Source organism: Bathymodiolus japonicus methanotrophic gill symbiont (assembly GCF_019721995.1).
Classification (GTDB): Bacteria; Pseudomonadota; Gammaproteobacteria; order Methylococcales; family Methylomonadaceae; genus Methyloprofundus.
This window is the reverse complement of sequence record NZ_BLYC01000034.1, coordinates 16416-33664: the sequence shown is the minus strand read 5'-3', so window position 1 is coordinate 33664 and position 17249 is coordinate 16416. Positions and strand designations below refer to the sequence as shown.

The window sequence follows — 17249 nt, the reverse complement described above, 5'->3', positions numbered from 1 at the left end:
GAAAATATTCCTGCTTATAACATCAGTGTTCCCATTGAAAGAAGAAGTACCTAAACAAAGCAGCCTATAACCTACCTGAAGGTAGCACCACTCGAATATTTCCATCTTTTTGATTTTAATCACTTATAACAGCAAATAGACACTCTGTAGGCACCGTAAAGAAACAACAAATAATTTCAAATAAAGCTTGCAATTGCCGAAGAATTTTTCTAAAAATTTCCGTTTTAATCACCTCATAAACGGATATCACCCATGCTTAAAGACCTACCACTCTCTGAACATATTCACCAACACTGCAATGAAAGTATGGAACGTGCCCTGTTAGCAGAGCGTCATCCTTTGTGGGCTCGTTCATGCCCAGAGTTGAAGGATATCGACTTTATTCGCCTTGGGTTATTACGCTGTATCAGTGTAGTCGATAGTGGTCGCCATTTCCTCCAAACCAATGAACAGATTTATGGCCAGCTGCTTCCCCACTCAACGTATTTTAAATCACTGAAGTCGCATAGACGAACAAGTATGCTTGAGGCATTTGAACAGCAGAGCTATCATCTTCACGCTGAAACACTGCTATTGCAAGGCATTGATTATCTTAAAGCATTCCCGGAACTTGACGAATACACCATAGAAGCAGCGGATGGACATTTTATTGATCATGCCTGCCATACTGAAAAAAACAGCAAGGGGAAAGTTTATGCGGCCGGGGGGATTTACGCGTTGAATCTCAGAAGTGGGTTGCTCAGATTTCTTTGTCTGGTGACAAACGGAACTCAGAGGCATCAAGAAATACCTGTGTTACGAGATCATATTGAAAAGCAAAACAAGGGAAATAACAGCTCTCAGAAACATCTCTATGTCTACGATAAAGCCGTCACCGACTTTGTCTGGTGGGATCGGCAGAAACGACATGCTAATTACATGATTTCAATGCTAAAAGAAAATTCAATTGCGACTCTGGTTGAGTCTATCCCTTTTGACTCCCGCCATGAGATCAATACAGGGGTTGAAGCATACAGTGTGTACGAAAACAAGGGCATCAAATTTAACGTGGTGGATTACCGTGATCCAGAAACCGGAAAACTTCACCGGTTTGTGACAACCTTGCCAATGACTATTAACCCTGGAACCATTGCCATGCTGTATTTCAAGCGATGGACGATTGAAAAGACATTCAATAACACTAAAAGTAATTTCAAGGAAACTAAAGCTTGGTCTTCCAATACCCGCTCACTTGAAAATCAAATGCGCCTGACTGCAATGAGCTATAATTTAATGCGCGTATTTGAAGAGATTTCAAAAACACAACAGCCAGAATTGATTCATCCATCGGATAAAAAATATAGCGAGGCTCTGGAGATTAGGCAGCAACAGGCCCAAAAACGAGATCGTTTTGTGAATCCATTATTTTTCCAGGCAAGAATATCTCGTATCAGCTCGTATACCATTCGGGCAGTTCAAAACGCAATAATAACAGGAATGTCTTTACAGTGCTTTATGAGCTCTCTTGTGGCGAGGTTAGTTTCACGGCCTCAATTGATAGGGGAACACTGATGGCTTATAAGCAGTTTATGGCTTTAGCAGGATAGTTATGCCTGAAGACCAGGAGCTCTGCGCTTTTGATAATTATTGCGTCAGAACCCAGATATTGATATCTTTGTGGCTAAAATTGAGGGGGATAAAACTTCTTAAGTGTTGTATCGTGAGCGTAAGTTACGCTAAACTAAGTAATCTTTCTGAGAAACTTAGGCTCTACGGTGTTATTTTTTATATAAATTGAGGTGTAAAATGAAGAGATATAATTTTTTAGTGTTATTAGTAAGTGTTTTAGTGTTATTCCCTGCGCGAGCAGATGATCTTGAGGTGTTCACCCCGTACGCTCTTTATGATAATCCTATAGTAGAATTTACTCAGGAACCTGAGTACGATGATTTTTGTACATCATCGTTTGCTCCTTATGGAGCTTTAGAAATGGATGAAGAAGAAATGTCTCAGTATCTAACATCTTTGCAGGATGGTCCTTGTGCCAGAATTTATGAGGTTGGTGATGAGGGTCCCGCGGGAGGTCGTGTATTTTATATTTCGGACGATGAAGGAAAACATGGATTAGAAGCTGCTCCCGATGATTTTAGTGGTGTTGAGTGGGGCTGTCATGGAATTAAGGTAGAAGGAACTAATCATACAGAGATTGGTGGGGGGAAAGATAACTCTGATGCACATGCAGAATTTAACTGTAAAAGTCGCTGGGGCGGAAGAGTTGCTTTCGATGTAGTTAAGGATTATAAATTACATGGATATCTGGATTGGTACGTGCCCTCTCGTGACGAGTTGCTGACTATGAAGTCTGAGTTGAGTGTTAAGGATCTCGGTAACTTTGCTAAATCTTGTTATTGGGCTTCTACAGAAGCATGGGGTACATTCAGTTGGATGGTAAATTTTGGTTCCGGCGGGTACGTATATGGCGAGAAAAGCCTGAGAGTCCGCGTCAAGCCTATTAGGACTTTTTAATTACAGTCCGCAGTTTAGACTTTAAAAACATCCGCTGTCAGCCCCGGACGGGCTGATAGTCTCCAGAAGGCGCAGGGAAATTTGCCAATCCGAAGTGCGCGATAGCGCGCGAGGGAGGCTAAAATTTTATCCCGAATAGCCGTAGAGCCATTTGTGGTAGCCATGACTGAGCTGCTTTGTGCTCAGTCTGTGGCGGACGCAGGGCGGCTGGAGCATCTCCTATTCGCTGCGTAGGTGAACGAATTACGGCGACAGGAGTCCCGGAATTTCGGGAGGTAGCATGGCGCGCCTGTAAGAATCGAGAGAGTCTTCGCATTTTATAATCACCCCAAGGCATCATTTTATTTTTTGGGTAAGTAACATATAAAAATCGTTTTGCACGGGTAAAAGCAACATATAGGTTGTTTTTTTCCTGTGTCATCTCAATACCACCATTACGTACTGCTCTATAATCAGGAAAAGTCTCATCATCCATCCCCATAATAAAGACAATATCAAACTCTTGACCTTTCATTGTATGAACTGTACTTAATGTGATTCCAGAATGCTGTGCCAATGGATGAGTTTGCCCTAAAGCCATAGCATTTTTAAATTGATGTAAAGATTTATTATCAGTCTTACTAGCGTAATTATGCCAATGTTTCAGTATTTCGTTAATATCATTGATGATCATGCTTTTTTCATTTTCATCCTCAATATTTATATTATCCTTTAAATTTTCAAAACTCCTTTTTAAGTTGCTTCCATCATCATTCAATGATAGCACTAAAATAATAACCTCTTTTAAAGATTGGTCTGATATTAATGATGTAATGTTTTTTAAATCTGGGTTGTTGTTACCCTCTATTTTCAACCTGTTAAACAATCGCTGTTTGTGTAAGATGTCTTGAGGGTTCAGTCGAACTCTTAACCCAAGATCAAATGTCTTCATTAAATCAGACTCAAATCGAATAGTTCCTGGAGTCATTTTGTAGTAGAAAGGAAGGTTACTTTCTACAAGTTGAGCTTCTAATTGATTAAAAAAATATTTGTTTCTTGCAAGCACAGCAATTTTTTCATAGGAAATTTCACCTTCAATATCACCATGTACCTTTAATGAAACTAATGATGTTATCTTATTAATAATCCACTGAACTTCATCGCCTTCATCCTCAAAACCTTTTATTTCAAAGATACCTTTTTTAACTGTTTCTGCAAAATTTTCTACATCAGGAATGTTTTTTTTACAGCAGATAAAACGGATCAGGCGCGCCATGCTACCTCACGAAATTCCGGGACTCCTGTCGCCGTAATTCGTTCACCTACGCAGCGAATAGGAGATGCTCCAGCCGCCCTGCGTCCGCCACAGACTGAGCACAAAGCAGCTCAGTCATGGCTACCACAAATGGCTCTACGGCTATTCGGGATAAAATTTTAGCCTCCCTCGCGCGCTATCGCGCACTTCGGATTGGCAAATTTCCCTGCGCCTTCTGGAGACTATCAGCCCGTCCGGGGCTGACAGCGGATGTTTTTAAAGTCTAAACTGCGGACTGTAATTAAAAAGTCCTAATAGGCTTGACGCGGACTCTCAGGCTTTTCTCGCCATATACGTACCCGCCGGAACCAAAATTTACCATCCAACTGAATGTACCCCATGCTTCTGTAGAAGCCCAATAACAAGATTTAGCAAAGTTACCGAGATCCTTAACACTCAACTCAGACTTCATAGTCAGCAACTCGTCACGAGAGGGCACGTACCAATCCAGATATCCATGTAATTTATAATCCTTAACTACATCGAAAGCAACTCTTCCGCCCCAGCGACTTTTACAGTTAAATTCTGCATGTGCATCAGAGTTATCTTTCCCCCCACCAATCTCTGTATGATTAGTTCCTTCTACCTTAATTCCATGACAGCCCCACTCAACACCACTAAAATCATCGGGAGCAGCTTCTAATCCATGTTTTCCTTCATCGTCCGAAATATAAAATACACGACCTCCCGCGGGACCCTCATCACCAACCTCATAAATTCTGGCACAAGGACCATCCTGCAAAGATGTTAGATACTGAGACATTTCTTCTTCATCCATTTCTAAAGCTCCATAAGGAGCAAACGATGATGTACAAAAATCATCGTACTCAGGTTCCTGAGTAAATTCTACTATAGGATTATCATAAAGAGCGTACGGGGTGAACACCTCAAGATCATCTGCTCGCGCAGGGAATAACACTAAAACACTTACTAATAACACTAAAAAATTATATCTCTTCATTTTACACCTCAATTTATATAAAAAATAACACCGTAGAGCCTAAGTTTCTCAGAAAGATTACTTAGTTTAGCGTAACTTACGCTCACGATACAACACTTAAGAAGTTTTATCCCCCTCAATTTTAGCCACAAAGATATCAATATCTGGGTTCTGACGCAATAATTATTAAAAGCGCAGACCTCTCTTGGCCTTCAAGCATAACTATCCTGCTAAAGCCATAAACTGCTTATAAGCCATCAGTGTTCCCCTATCAATTGAGGCCGTGAGACTAACCTCGCCACAAGAGAGCTCATAAAGCACTGTAAAGACATTCCTGTTATTATTGCGTTTTGAACTGCCCGAATGGTATACGAGCTGATACGAGATATTCTTGCCTGGAAAAATAATGGATTCACAAAACGATCTCGTTTTTGAGCCTGTTGCTGCCTTATCTCCAGAGCCTCGCTATATTTTTTATCCGATGGATGAATCAATTCTGGCTGTTGTGTTTTTGAAATCTCTTCAAACACGCGCATTAAATTATAGCTCATTGCAGTCAGGCGCATTTGATTTTCAAGTGAGCGGGTATTGGAAGACCAAGCTTTAGTTTCCTTGAAATTACTTTTAGTGTTATTGAATGTCTTTTCAATCGTCCATCGCTTGAAATACAGCATGGCAATGGTTCCAGGGTTAATAGTCATTGGCAAGGTTGTCACAAACCGGTGAAGTTTTCCGGTTTCTGGATCACGGTAATCCACCACGTTAAATTTGATGCCCTTGTTTTCGTACACACTGTATGCTTCAACCCCTGTATTGATCTCATGGCGGGAGTCAAAAGGGATAGACTCAACCAGAGTCGCAATTGAATTTTCTTTTAGCATTGAAATCATGTAATTAGCATGTCGTTTCTGCCGATCCCACCAGACAAAGTCGGTGACGGCTTTATCGTAGACATAGAGATGTTTCTGAGAGCTGTTATTTCCCTTGTTTTGCTTTTCAATATGATCTCGTAACACAGGTATTTCTTGATGCCTCTGAGTTCCGTTTGTCACCAGACAAAGAAATCTGAGCAACCCACTTCTGAGATTCAACGCGTAAATCCCCCCGGCCGCATAAACTTTCCCCTTGCTGTTTTTTTCAGTATGGCAGGCATGATCAATAAAATGTCCATCCGCTGCTTCTATGGTGTATTCGTCAAGTTCCGGGAATGCTTTAAGATAATCAATGCCTTGCGATAGCAGTGTTTCAGCGTGAAGATGATAGCTCTGCTGTTCAAATGCCTCAAGCATACTTGTTCGTCTATGCGACTTCAGTGATTTAAAATACGTTGAGTGGGGAAGCAGCTGGCCATAAATCTGTTCATTGGTTTGGAGGAAATGGCGACCACTATCGACTACACTGATACAGCGTAATAACCCAAGGCGAATAAAGTCGATATCCTTCAACTCTGGGCATGAACGAGCCCACAAAGGATGACGCTCTGCTAACAGGGCACGTTCCATACTTTCATTGCAGTGTTGGTGAATATGTTCAGAGAGTGGTAGGTCTTTAAGCATGGGTGATATCCGTTTATGAGGTGATTAAAACGGAAATTTTTAGAAAAATTTTTTCGGCAATTGCAAGCTTTATTTGAAATTATTTGTTGTTTTTTTACGGTGCCTACAGAGTGTCTATTTGCTGTTATAAGTGATTAAAATCAAAAAGATGGAAATATTCGAGTGGTGCTACCTTCAGGTAGGTTATAGGCTGCTTTGTTTAGGTACTTCTTCTTTCAATGGGAACACTGATGTATTGAGAAGGTAAAATCAGGTATTCTGAGGTTGTTGTAATTTTATCGGTGTAAGCCCATGTTAATGAATGCCCCAGCCACCTTTATCCAAAGCTATATTGACGATTTAAATGATGCGCTCAATCAGCTAAAACCCGGAGCCGCTTTGACACGGATTCAAGCCGCTTGGTTGGGCACTTGTTTAACGGGCATACTGCTAATGAACTCTGTTTGCTGGGCTAAGTTTGAGCGAGCAAGCCTTGGAGATTGCAAAGTAGCCGCATTATCCTGGGTGTTTCGTAAAGCAAGTATACCCTGGGACTGGTTGCTACGGGTGAGTGTGGTCTTAATTTTAAAACGTTATGGCATTACTGAAGGTGTGTTGGCCTTTGATGAATCAGACCGAGCACGATCTAAGTCTACAAAACGTATTTATAAGGTTTACAAGCAGAAACACAAAGGCTCCGGCGGGTATGTTAATGGACAAACGATAGTATTATTGCTGCTAGTTACCTCATCCATTACAGTGCCTGTCGGTTTTTTCTTTTATATGCCGGATCCAGCCTTAAAGCAGTGGGATAAAGAAGATAAACGGTTGAAAAAGAGCGGTATAGCAAAAAAAGATCGGCCTATTAAGCCTGAACGTGACAGTGCCTACCCGACCAAAACAGAGATTGCATTAGGCTTATTAAAAGAGTTTAAAGTTGCGCATAGCCTGATTAAAATTAAAGGCGTACTGGCTGATGCGCTGTATGGTGAAAAAGCCTTTATGGACGAAGCCGCTAAAGAATCTGGAGGCTCGCAGGTGATTAGCCAATTACGTAAAAACCAAAATATTGAATATAGAGGTAGAATAAGGTCAGTCGAGAGCTACTTTAATTCGATTAACAAAGGCATTGATCAGATAATACGTGTACGTGGCGGCAAAGAGATTAAAGTGACTGTCAGCAGTGCACGATTAAAGGTGAGTTCTCACAGTAAAAAACGCTTTGTCATTGCCTTAAAATATGACGGTGAAAACGACTATCGCTATTTAGTGGCGACAGACCTGACTTGGCGCACACAAGATATTATTCAAGCCTATACGTTGAGATGGCTGATTGAGGTTTTCTTTGAGGACTGGAAGCTTTATGAAGGATGGGGGCGTGAGGCCAAACAATTAGATGAAGAGGGATCAAGCCGTGGCCTGATTCTGAGTCTTTTGTTTGACCATTGCCTTCTCCTTCACCCAGAGCAAATAGCCCGCATTGAAAGCAAACTACCTGCGTATACCGTAGGAAGCTTACAGCGCAAGTCTCAAATGGATGTACTGCTTGAGTTCATCACGTCATTGCTAGAGTTTCCAGATCCTGGTGATAAGCTGAAAGAGTTAGGTGAATTAATAAAGGATGTGTTTCAACTGATGCCATCAGGAAAACATATGATTGGCAGAGATTTAGGGCGCTTAGCCCATCTTCGTCACTACTTTTAGATGATTCATGGTTTAAGCATTGTCGAAAATCTTTTAAAATCATGGTGTTTTTTTGATTTTTGTCAGTGCCATTGAAAGAAGAAGTACCTAAACAAAGCAGCCTATAACCTACCTGAAGGTAGCACCACTCGAATATTTCCATCTTTTTGATTTTAATCACTTATAACAGCAAATAGACACTCTGTAGGCACCGTAAAAAAACAACAAATAATTTCAAATAAAGCTTGCAATTGCCGAAAAAATTTTTCTAAAAATTTCCGTTTTAATCACCTCATAAACGGATATCACCCATGCTTAAAGACCTACCACTCTCTGAACATATTCACCAACACTGCAATGAAAGTATGGAACGTGCCCTGTTAGCAGAGCGTCATCCTTTGTGGGCTCGTTCATGCCCAGAGTTGAAGGATATCGACTTTATTCGCCTTGGGTTATTACGCTGTATCAGTGTAGTCGATAGTGGTCGCCATTTCCTCCAAACCAATGAACAGATTTATGGCCAGCTGCTTCCCCACTCAACGTATTTTAAATCACTGAAGTCGCATAGACGAACAAGTATGCTTGAGGCATTTGAACAGCAGAGCTACCATCTTCACTCTGAAACACTGCTATCGCAAGGCATTGATTATCTTAAAGCATTCCCAGAACTTGACGAATACACCATAGAAGCAGCGGATGGACATTTTATTGATCATGCCTGCCATACTGAAAAAAACAGCAAGGGGAAAGTTTATGCGGCCGGGGGGATTTACGCGTTGAATCTCAGAAGTGGGTTGCTCAGATTTCTTTGTCTGGTGACAAACGGAACTCAGAGGCATCAAGAAATACCTGTGTTACGAGATCATATTGAAAAGCAAAACAAGGGAAATAACAGCTCTCAGAAACATCTCTATGTCTACGATAAAGCCGTCACCGACTTTGTCTGGTGGGATCGGCAGAAACGACATGCTAATTACATGATTTCAATGCTAAAAGAAAATTCAATTGCGACTCTGGTTGAGTCTATCCCTTTTGACTCCCGCCATGAGATCAATACAGGGGTTGAAGCATACAGTGTGTACGAAAACAAGGGCATCAAATTTAACGTGGTGGATTACCGTGATCCAGAAACCGGAAAACTTCACCGGTTTGTGACAACCTTGCCAATGACTATTAACCCTGGAACCATTGCCATGCTGTATTTCAAGCGATGGACGATTGAAAAGACATTCAATAACACTAAAAGTAATTTCAAGGAAACTAAAGCTTGGTCTTCCAATACCCGCTCACTTGAAAATCAAATGCGCCTGACTGCAATGAGCTATAATTTAATGCGCGTATTTGAAGAGATTTCAAAAACACAACAGCCAGAATTGATTCATCCATCGGATAAAAAATATAGCGAGGCTCTGGAGATAAGGCAGCAACAGGCTCAAAAACGAGATCGTTTTGTGAATCCATTATTTTTCCAGGCAAGAATATCTCGTATCAGCTCGTATACCATTCGGGCAGTTCAAAACGCAATAATAACAGGAATGTCTTTACAGTGCTTTATGAGCTCTCTTGTGGCGAGGTTAGTTTCACGGCCTCAATTGATAGGGGAACACTGATGATCATTATTCAATCTTAAAGTTTTCGATACACCGATATTTATGAGCCTGCCATCACTTTCTAGTAAGAATGAAAATAAGGATTTTTTTATATGTGATGTTTTTGATTCTTTTAAAGATGATATTGCATCGATGGAGCATCCTGTTTTTAGCCTTTCAAAAAAACCTGATCATAGGGTTTTAAAATATGAACATAATGGAATAAAAATAACTATTAAGCCTAGTTATACTGGGTTAGCAACTATTTTGGATAAAGATATTTTACTATATCTTTCAAGTTCATTGATGAATGCGAAAAATTCTGGAGAGAAGATTTCTAAAACAGTTCGATTTACTTCATATGATTATTTAATTGCAACAAGTAAAGGTACCGGTGGTTTTCAGTACAATCAACTTCAAGAAGGACTTGAGCGTTTAAAAGGTACTGTTATTCAGACAAACATCAAGACAAATAAAGTTGAGACTACAGAAGAGTTCGGATTGATTGATGCTTGGAAGATTGTTAAAGAAAACGAACAAGGTCGAGCTTCATCTATTGAAGTAAGGTTATCTGATTGGTTTTATAATTCAGTGTTGGGTAATGCAGTATTAAGTATTGATAAAGACTATTTCACGCTAAGGAAACCAACTGAAAGGCGACTGTATGAGTTAGCTAGAAAGCACTGTGGTAATCAAGTAGCTTGGAAAATTAAGCTAGAAAATCTTAAAACAAAAATTGGTATTACTTCACAGATAAAGGCCCTTCGATTTAATATCAAAAAAATCATCGAAACTAATCACCTTCCTGAATACAACATATCAATGGAAAATGATGTTGTGATGTTTACACGAAAAGAACCACCTAAAGAAAGCAAAGCATCTCAACAACTACCTAAGCATGTTAGTAAAAAAGAGATTGAGAAGCTGGCTAAACCTGGAGAAAGTTATGACCAAGCGGAGAATAGGATTAAGCGGTTGAGGGATGCGTTGAAAAAGTGAGCTTAGAGGCTATAACTCGATGTTCAAGTTTTTTAACTGATTGATTTTATTGATAATTTTACTGACAAAGAAAGCATCAACATCATTGTAAATTAATCACTTATAAAACAAAGCCGGAAAAATTTACTTTTCTTAGCCCAGTTATAGCTGAAAACTTGAACATCGAGTATAAGAAGTTTGGGGAGTTATGCCTGAAGACCAGGAGGTCTGTGCTTTTGATAATTATTGCGAAAGAGTTGCACGCCTACACCATTACCAATGCCATTGACGATAGAAATGTACTCAGCTTTCATATTGATTATTTTGGCGAAGGACATAATAGTAAAAAACAAAAAAGTGAGAGCCTACCGACTGATGCCGTGGTAAAAGAGATATTGGCAAAGCACGACGCAGTAACCAATCACCGCCGCTTTAATGCAGTACTGGCAACCGCCTCTATTAACCATGCGATAGACTATGTTGAAGAATTCAAAATTCAACAAGAACAGCAGCAAGTCGAATATCAGAACCTTACGCCTCTGAATATTGTCTGTGTATTCTCACCGCCTGCTCAAAGGGGAGCGAAAGATAAAACCAACTCAGATAATAGCAATGTAGATAAAAACAGCAAAGATATTAAACAACTACAAGAAGACTTGCCGCAAGAAAAAGCGGACAACCAAGTAGAGCCAGAAAAGAAAAAAGAAGCTCTTAAAGAAATTATTGCCAACTATAATCAGCAATATGGCACTAACCATAGAATTAACGAATTTGATCTTTACTACCAAGATGTACAGCAACGCATTAAAGACCAAAAATACAGCAATGCCGGTTTCCCCCACAAAAATAAAATTGATATTGTCATTGTGGTGGATATGTTACTGACAGGGTTTGACTCTAAATTCCTTAATACACTTTACGTGGATAAAAACTTAAAATACCACGGCTTAATTCAAGCCTTCTCGCGGACAAATCGCGTCCTTAATGACAGTAAGCCTTGTGGTAATATTCTCGATTTTCGTGGGCAAGAAACTGGAGTTAACGCCGCTATCGAGCTTTTCTCAGGGGCGGCTAAAAACCGTGCTAAAGAAATCTGGTTAGTAGATTCTTCCCCTGTAGCAGTTAAAAATTACCAAAAATCCATCGAAACACTAGATACTTTTATGCAAGAAAAAGGGCTGGATTGTAGCCCGTCAGAAGTGGCTAATCTAAAAGGTGATATTGCCAGAGCTGAGTTTATTAACCACTTTAAAACCGTGCAAAAGCTCAATACCCAAATTGAGCAATACACTGAGCTTAGTGATGAGGAACAGCAACACATAGAGACTGCTTTATCTATCGAAGACTTGCGTGGCTTCAAAAGTGCTTACTTAGAAATAGCAAAAGACTTCAAGCGCAAGCAAGATAAAGACGGTGAAGGTATTGAGATCGAAGTGCAACAATTAGATTTTGAATTGGTGATCTTTGCTTCTGCTGTGATCGATTACGATTTCATTATGGGATTAATCGCCAAATCCACCCAAGACAGCAACAAAGAAAAAATGACCCGCAAAGAACTAATCAACATGATTAGTAGCCATGCAAACCTAATGGAAGAAAGTGAAGATATTATTGATTATATCAACAGCCTCAAGGTTGGCGAAAAACTAGATGAAAATCAAATCCGCAAGGACTACCAAGCCTTTAAGGCAGATAAAACGACCAATGAACTAAACACGTTAGCTACAAAACATGGGCTACAACCACAAACCTTACAAGATTTTGTCGGTACGATTATTAACCGCATGATTTTTGATGGTGAGAATTTAAGTGATTTATTGTCACCGCTAGAACTTGGCTGGAAAGACCGTGTAAAAAAAGAATTGGCGTTAATGAAAGACTTAGCCCCACATTTACATAAACTGGCGCAAGGACGTGAAATCTCGGGGTTATCGGCGTATGAGTAAGAAGAGTAAAAAAGGCCTGATGCAGCAGCTATTCCCTGCTGAAGGTGGAACTGTTCCCCAACTGCGATTTCCTGAGTTTCTGGATGCGGGAGAGTGGGGTATTAAACCTCTAGGTGAATCATGCGATATTTTAAATAATTTGCGAAAGCCAATCACAGGAAGTAACAGAGAAAAAGGGTTTTATAGATATTATGGTGCTAGTGGAATAGTTGATTATGTAAAAGATTATATATTCGATGAGAAGCTTCTATTGATTGGTGAAGACGGAGCAAAATGGGGTGCGTTTGAAAAAACGGCATTTATTGTTACAGGTAAGTATTGGGTTAACAATCATGTGCATGTGTTAAGAGTAAAAATGGTTAACGATATTTTCTTAGAAAATTATATTATTATGTTGGATATAGCTCCCTTCATTACAGGGTCGGCACCTCCAAAACTAACTTTGAAAAATCTCAAAAAAATACCGATCCCCGTTCCTCAGGATAAGAAAGAACAACAAAAAATAGCCGACTGCCTATCTTCCATAGACGATCTCATCACCGCCCAAGCCAAAAAAATAGAATCACTCAAAGATCATAAGAAAGGCATGATGCAGCAGCTATTCCCTGCTGAAGGTGAAACTGTTCCAAAACTTCGCTTTCCTGAGTTTCGGGATGCAAGGGAGTGGGAGGAGAAGCAATTAGTTAATTTAATATCAACGGTCATACCACCCCAAAAACTATTGTCTGAAAGCTACTTAGCTGAAGGCTTATATCCCATTATTGATCAATCACAAAATTATATTTGTGGTTGGACAAATGACCAAAAAGCTGTGATAGCTGATTTTTTACCTTTGATTATTTTTGGTGATCATACTTGTCTTTTAAAATTTGTAACGGAGCCGTTTGTTCAAGGTTCTGATGGTATCAAGATATTAAAAACAAACGAGCTAGTTGAGTCGCACTATTTGTATCAATTCCTGCGATTTAACCCCCTCGTTATGGAGAGTTATAAAAGGCACTTCTCAGATCTCAAGGAAAAACAGATTGTTTTTCCAAGAAAAAAAACAGGCGAACAACAAAAAATTGCCGATTGTCTATCTTCCATAGACGATCTCATAACCGCCCAATCTCAAAAAATAGAATCACTTAAAGCGCATAAAAAAGGCCTGATGCAGCAGCTATTCCCCGTCGATAACGAGGAGTATATGTAAACAATCAATCAACCTATTTAGACTCGCTGGTTACACAAATGCACTAATCAGGGTGAAAACAAAAAGTATTTCAAATAAATATTAGGGGATTTTATGACTAATTACAGGTTTAATCCTGAACTATTCCCTAAGCAAATAGCGACTCCCCGTAAAGCTCCGTTTCCAGGATTTTCAGCGATAGAAGAGTCAACCTAATCATGACAAAAGAACAACACAAAGAGCTGGGTAGAACCCGCTGTCAGCCCCGGACGGGCTGATAGTCTCCAGAAGGCGCAGGGAAATTTGCCAATCCGAAGTGCGCGATAGCGCGCGAGGGAGGCTAAAATTTTATCCCGAATAGCCGTAGAGCCATTTGTGGTAGCCATGACTGAGCTGCTTTGTGCTCAGTCTGTGGCGGACGCAGGGCGGCTGGAGCATCTCCTATTCGCTGCGTAGGTGAACGAATTACGGCGACAGGAGTCCCGGAATTTCGTGAGGTAGCATGGCGCGCCTGTTATTAATTTGTTTTGCTTTTTCTTGGTTTTTTCTTTTAAGAAATCAATAAATATATATACAATGAGATATAAACCAATTGTCACTTAGGTTGTTTTGCTTTTTCTTGGTTTTTTGTTTTTATGTTTATATATAATGCATTTATAGTTGAGAATATTCCACTTAAGATATTGTTTTCAATAAGGTTTTAAGGGTTTAGGATTTTGATTTTTTTTGTTTTTTTCTTAAGAAATCAATAGATATATATATATTAGATATAAACCAATTATCATTTACGTTGTTTTGATTTTTGTTTTTTTTATATTTATATATAATGCATTTATAGTTGAGAATATTCCACTTAAGATATTGTTTTTAATAAAGTTTTAGAGGTTTTGGGTTTTGATTTTTTTTGGTTTTTTTTCTTAATAAATCAATGAATATAAATTACTTATCATTTGCGTTGTTAGGTAAAGCCATTCGTTACACTATTAACCAGTGGGGTAGCTTGATCCGCTATATTGATGACGGTAATATACAAATTGATAATAATGCAGCTGAACGGCATATCAAACCGTTTGTGATTGGACGTAAAAACTGGCTGTTTAACCAGACACCACGCGGTGCAAATGCCAGCGCACTACTTTACAGTCTTGTGCAAACAGCCGTTGCTAATAACCTGGAACCTTTTGATTACCTGAAATACCTAGTAACTGAACTACCCAAGCTGGGTAGGCATTATGAACCAGAAGCACTGGATCAGTTTTTGCCCTGGAACTTGATTGAAAAAATTAAGCCTCTAAAGTAATTGGGGCAGCTTGTCTAGGTGGAGAGAATTGACGCTTACGATCATATGCTCAGCTTCAAAGGCACTCACTTTCCAAAAGATGTCATTCTTTATGCTGTTTTCTTTTATGTCAGGTATGGCGTTTCGTATCGCGACCTTGAAGAAATTATGGAAGATAGTTAATAACTGAAGTTTCCCAATTATTGAGTAGCTGAAATACACAATGCTGGTGTATCGAGGTTTATTTTAGGTGGTTTTGCCATGTTTATAGCAAACCCCTACTTAATTCCCCTTAGGCAATAGCATTTGAAACGAATGAAAAGACTATTTTTTTCATATAGTTGTAGCATAGTTTCAATTTTACCATAAATAATTATTGGGAAACTTCAGGTTAATAAAACCCATGTTAAAAAATCAAACTAAAAATCTTCACTTCGCTAAAGCTCCGTTTTCAGAATTTTTCGGGCGATGGTGGATTATCATTTTCAAGATCATCCACCAGGCATAAACACTTTGGATGCTTGAGGAACTGCTATCATCTAGTAAACCATGAGCTACATCATTGCGTAAATTACTCCCCAAAGGGTCGGTAAAAATCGATTTTATTTCAAATACCAAATCTTCACCAAACACTTCTTTACACTCAGGTAAGTCCATCAAACTACTTAGACATATTTCATGCTCAATGTGGTTGTTAGTTATAGGACGTGTTTGAGCTCCAACTCGTTTTAATTCAACACGAATCATGTTTTCAAATTGGGGGCAAAGTAAATGAATAGCATTACCAAAATCACCACCAAAACCCAACCACAAAGCGTAAGCGGTTAAATTTTCTCTGCCTTTAGGAACTAATACCGAGCACTCACATAGAGATTTTAAAACAGGCAGCGTAACTGAATACTCATCCCGAAGCTTAGATAAAGCGGGTAAAATATCTCCTTTAACAGCAAAACATATATTTATCTGAAAGTTTTTTTGAATTCGATGATTGAGAACAGCATCCACTCCATCAAAATTAATACCCGGTACACTTGCAACACAACGACCATCTTGAGCTATTATTATCGAGTGTATATCATCGATAATAGATGGATTTTCTATTGACTTTTGCTCAACTTCTTTAACATCTTTCAAACTAGGGAGGATACATACAGTAGAAAAATAAAAGAGAGCTATTCTTAATGACTCTTTCCCGGATACGTGCTCTCTGGATTTTTTTACACTATCCGAAATATCAACCGGTGGTAATTCTAGCTCCACCATTTGAGCTAGAGCATTTTTTCCAGATATTTCAATTTTGTCGCGAATGGTGATAATTTTTTTTTGTACCCCTAATTCTTCTCGATATTTGTTCGGTATCTTTAGATAGTATTTAAGGGTTTCTTCATAAAAGTACTTGGCAACACTTTGACTATCAGATGACCTTAGATCCCCCTGATGTTTATTGCTATCAGCAATAAACAATAAACAATTTAACCATTCTGATTCATCTTCATTTTTCTGTTCTTTTTCAGCCAGATCAAAATAATCTATCGATCCCAGGTAGTCTCCAGATTCGGATAATTTTTGGCCTAGAGTAATAAGCCGGTTGACTATATTTACCCTACAATTACTCTTAATATCTAATTCATTTAGAAGTAATAGCTGAGCCAATGATCCGCACATAAAAGGGCAATCTGGATAATCTTTCTGAAAGGAGGTATAAAGTTTATTTTTAATTTCTTTTGATCCGTCCTTGTATTTTACCCCCTTACATAAGACAATAGCCCTATAAAAACAGTCGTTTACGTCTTTGTGAAAGTTACCTGAGTCGATGGAGTGTGATATATAAGCATTTACTGCAATTTTTGCATGATCTACATTTTTCTTCTTTTTGCACAACCACAATAGATCAGCTAATCGAGCCTTAAGCCACATGCTATCTACTACAGGCAAAATTTCTTCAAAAAATACTAACGCGTCCTGGGTAAATGAATCAGGAGTAAGATAGGGGCGATTACTTATTCTACACAATGCTTTAAATGGCTGATTAATATCTTTTGCTGAAAGATACATGGAGGTCGCATTGGACAGCAAGTTTAAAATTTCGGATTGTTCATATTCCCCCTGTTTTTCTTTTTCTATAGCCGCTACCAAGAGGCTATTCATGACACCCTCATAGCCATCATGATTTTCAGTTTCTTTGTCGAAGTGCCATTCACAAGCAGTAAAATTCGATTTAGAAAGTTTTTTTTTCATAATATTGCTCCTCTATACCCAAACAACTTCAAGACGGTTCTTTTGCAAAAAAACAAATGTTTGTGAAAACTCAACCACTATGCACTGAAAG

General features: G+C 39.1%; 14 protein-coding genes and 4 pseudogenes. 12 read left to right on the top strand and 6 right to left on the bottom strand.

All coding sequences use genetic code 11. The features are described from left to right. Positions 1 to 252: 252 nt before the first annotated feature. A complete protein-coding gene (locus tag K6984_RS24150) occupies positions 253 to 1551 on the top strand; it encodes a transposase (protein ID WP_221897756.1) in 1299 nt (432 codons plus the stop codon). Positions 1552 to 1785: 234 nt separating this feature from the next. After that, the gene (locus tag K6984_RS24145; RefSeq protein ID WP_221897753.1) at positions 1786 to 2505 is read left to right on the top strand and encodes an Lcl C-terminal domain-containing protein; all 720 of its coding nucleotides are present in this window, start codon (positions 1786 to 1788) and stop codon (positions 2503 to 2505) included. Positions 2506 to 2519: 14 nt separating this feature from the next. Here the strand turns inward: K6984_RS24145 and K6984_RS24140 are convergent, their stop codons facing one another. Next, complete coding sequence (locus K6984_RS24140) at positions 2520 to 2669, bottom strand: hypothetical protein (protein WP_221897754.1); 150 nt, start codon at positions 2667 to 2669, stop codon at positions 2520 to 2522. Positions 2670 to 2681: 12 nt separating this feature from the next. Here K6984_RS24140 and K6984_RS31640 point away from each other — a divergent pair, with 12 nt between their 5' ends. Continuing rightward, positions 2682 to 2828: a hypothetical protein gene (locus K6984_RS31640; protein ID WP_230988276.1), complete on the top strand. Its 147-nt coding sequence runs from the start codon at positions 2682 to 2684 to the stop codon at positions 2826 to 2828. A 35-nt stretch (positions 2829 to 2863) separates the two neighbouring features. Here the strand turns inward: K6984_RS31640 and K6984_RS36570 are convergent. Continuing rightward, positions 2864 to 3760: pseudogene (locus tag K6984_RS36570) on the bottom strand (3'-5' exonuclease); the annotation flags it as partial. A 116-nt stretch (positions 3761 to 3876) separates the two neighbouring features. Between K6984_RS36570 and K6984_RS24130 the strand changes: the two are divergent. Beyond that, positions 3877 to 4026, top strand: coding sequence for a hypothetical protein (locus tag K6984_RS24130; protein WP_221897754.1), 150 nt, complete (start codon positions 3877 to 3879; stop codon positions 4024 to 4026). A 14-nt stretch (positions 4027 to 4040) separates the two neighbouring features. Here K6984_RS24130 and K6984_RS24125 read toward each other — a convergent pair whose 3' ends face one another. Together K6984_RS24125 and K6984_RS24120 are read right to left on the bottom strand one after the other, a co-directional pair. Further along, the gene (locus tag K6984_RS24125) at positions 4041 to 4760 is read right to left on the bottom strand and encodes an Lcl C-terminal domain-containing protein (protein WP_221897753.1); all 720 of its coding nucleotides are present in this window, start codon (positions 4758 to 4760) and stop codon (positions 4041 to 4043) included. 236 nt (positions 4761 to 4996) lie between these two features. After that, a complete protein-coding gene (locus tag K6984_RS24120) occupies positions 4997 to 6295 on the bottom strand; it encodes a transposase (RefSeq protein ID WP_221894571.1) in 1299 nt (432 codons plus the stop codon). Positions 6296 to 6586: 291 nt separating this feature from the next. On the opposite strand from K6984_RS24120, the gene K6984_RS24115 reads away from it, so the two are divergent. From K6984_RS24115 to K6984_RS24095, 5 genes and pseudogenes are all read left to right on the top strand, one after another. Continuing rightward, the gene (locus K6984_RS24115; RefSeq protein ID WP_221897752.1) at positions 6587 to 7978 is read left to right on the top strand and encodes a transposase; all 1392 of its coding nucleotides are present in this window, start codon (positions 6587 to 6589) and stop codon (positions 7976 to 7978) included. Positions 7979 to 8268: 290 nt separating this feature from the next. Next, complete coding sequence (locus K6984_RS24110) at positions 8269 to 9567, top strand: transposase (protein WP_221894003.1); 1299 nt, start codon at positions 8269 to 8271, stop codon at positions 9565 to 9567. A 42-nt stretch (positions 9568 to 9609) separates the two neighbouring features. After that, a complete protein-coding gene (locus K6984_RS24105) occupies positions 9610 to 10545 on the top strand; it encodes a replication initiator protein A (RefSeq protein ID WP_221897518.1) in 936 nt (311 codons plus the stop codon). Between the two features lie 221 nt (positions 10546 to 10766). Next, positions 10767 to 12470 (top strand): annotated as a pseudogene (locus K6984_RS24100) (type I restriction endonuclease subunit R, EcoR124 family); the annotation flags it as partial. Then, positions 12463 to 13662: a restriction endonuclease subunit S gene (locus K6984_RS24095; protein ID WP_221897751.1), complete on the top strand. Its 1200-nt coding sequence runs from the start codon at positions 12463 to 12465 to the stop codon at positions 13660 to 13662. The pseudogene K6984_RS24100 and the gene K6984_RS24095, both read left to right, overlap by 8 nt. Positions 13663 to 13853: 191 nt before the next feature. On the opposite strand, the gene K6984_RS24090 is transcribed toward K6984_RS24095, so the two are convergent. Beyond that, positions 13854 to 14027, bottom strand: coding sequence for a hypothetical protein (locus K6984_RS24090; protein WP_221897750.1), 174 nt, complete (start codon positions 14025 to 14027; stop codon positions 13854 to 13856). Between the two features lie 12 nt (positions 14028 to 14039). On the opposite strand from K6984_RS24090, the gene K6984_RS34795 reads away from it, so the two are divergent. From K6984_RS34795 to K6984_RS24080, 3 genes and pseudogenes are all read left to right on the top strand, one after another. Beyond that, on the top strand, positions 14040 to 14162 hold the full coding sequence (locus tag K6984_RS34795) for a hypothetical protein (RefSeq protein WP_263458865.1): 123 nt from the start codon (positions 14040 to 14042) through the stop codon (positions 14160 to 14162). A gap of 437 nt (positions 14163 to 14599) precedes the next feature. Further along, positions 14600 to 14941, top strand: a pseudogene (locus K6984_RS24085) (IS66 family transposase); the annotation flags it as partial. Positions 14942 to 14986: 45 nt separating this feature from the next. Then, positions 14987 to 15097 (top strand): annotated as a pseudogene (locus tag K6984_RS24080) (IS6 family transposase); the annotation flags it as partial. A 252-nt stretch (positions 15098 to 15349) separates the two neighbouring features. Here the strand turns inward: K6984_RS24080 and K6984_RS24075 are convergent. Further along, positions 15350 to 17158 (bottom strand): DUF4209 domain-containing protein, encoded by a 1809-nt coding sequence (locus K6984_RS24075; RefSeq protein WP_221897748.1) that lies wholly within the window; start codon positions 17156 to 17158, stop codon positions 15350 to 15352. Positions 17159 to 17249 lie beyond the last annotated feature (91 nt).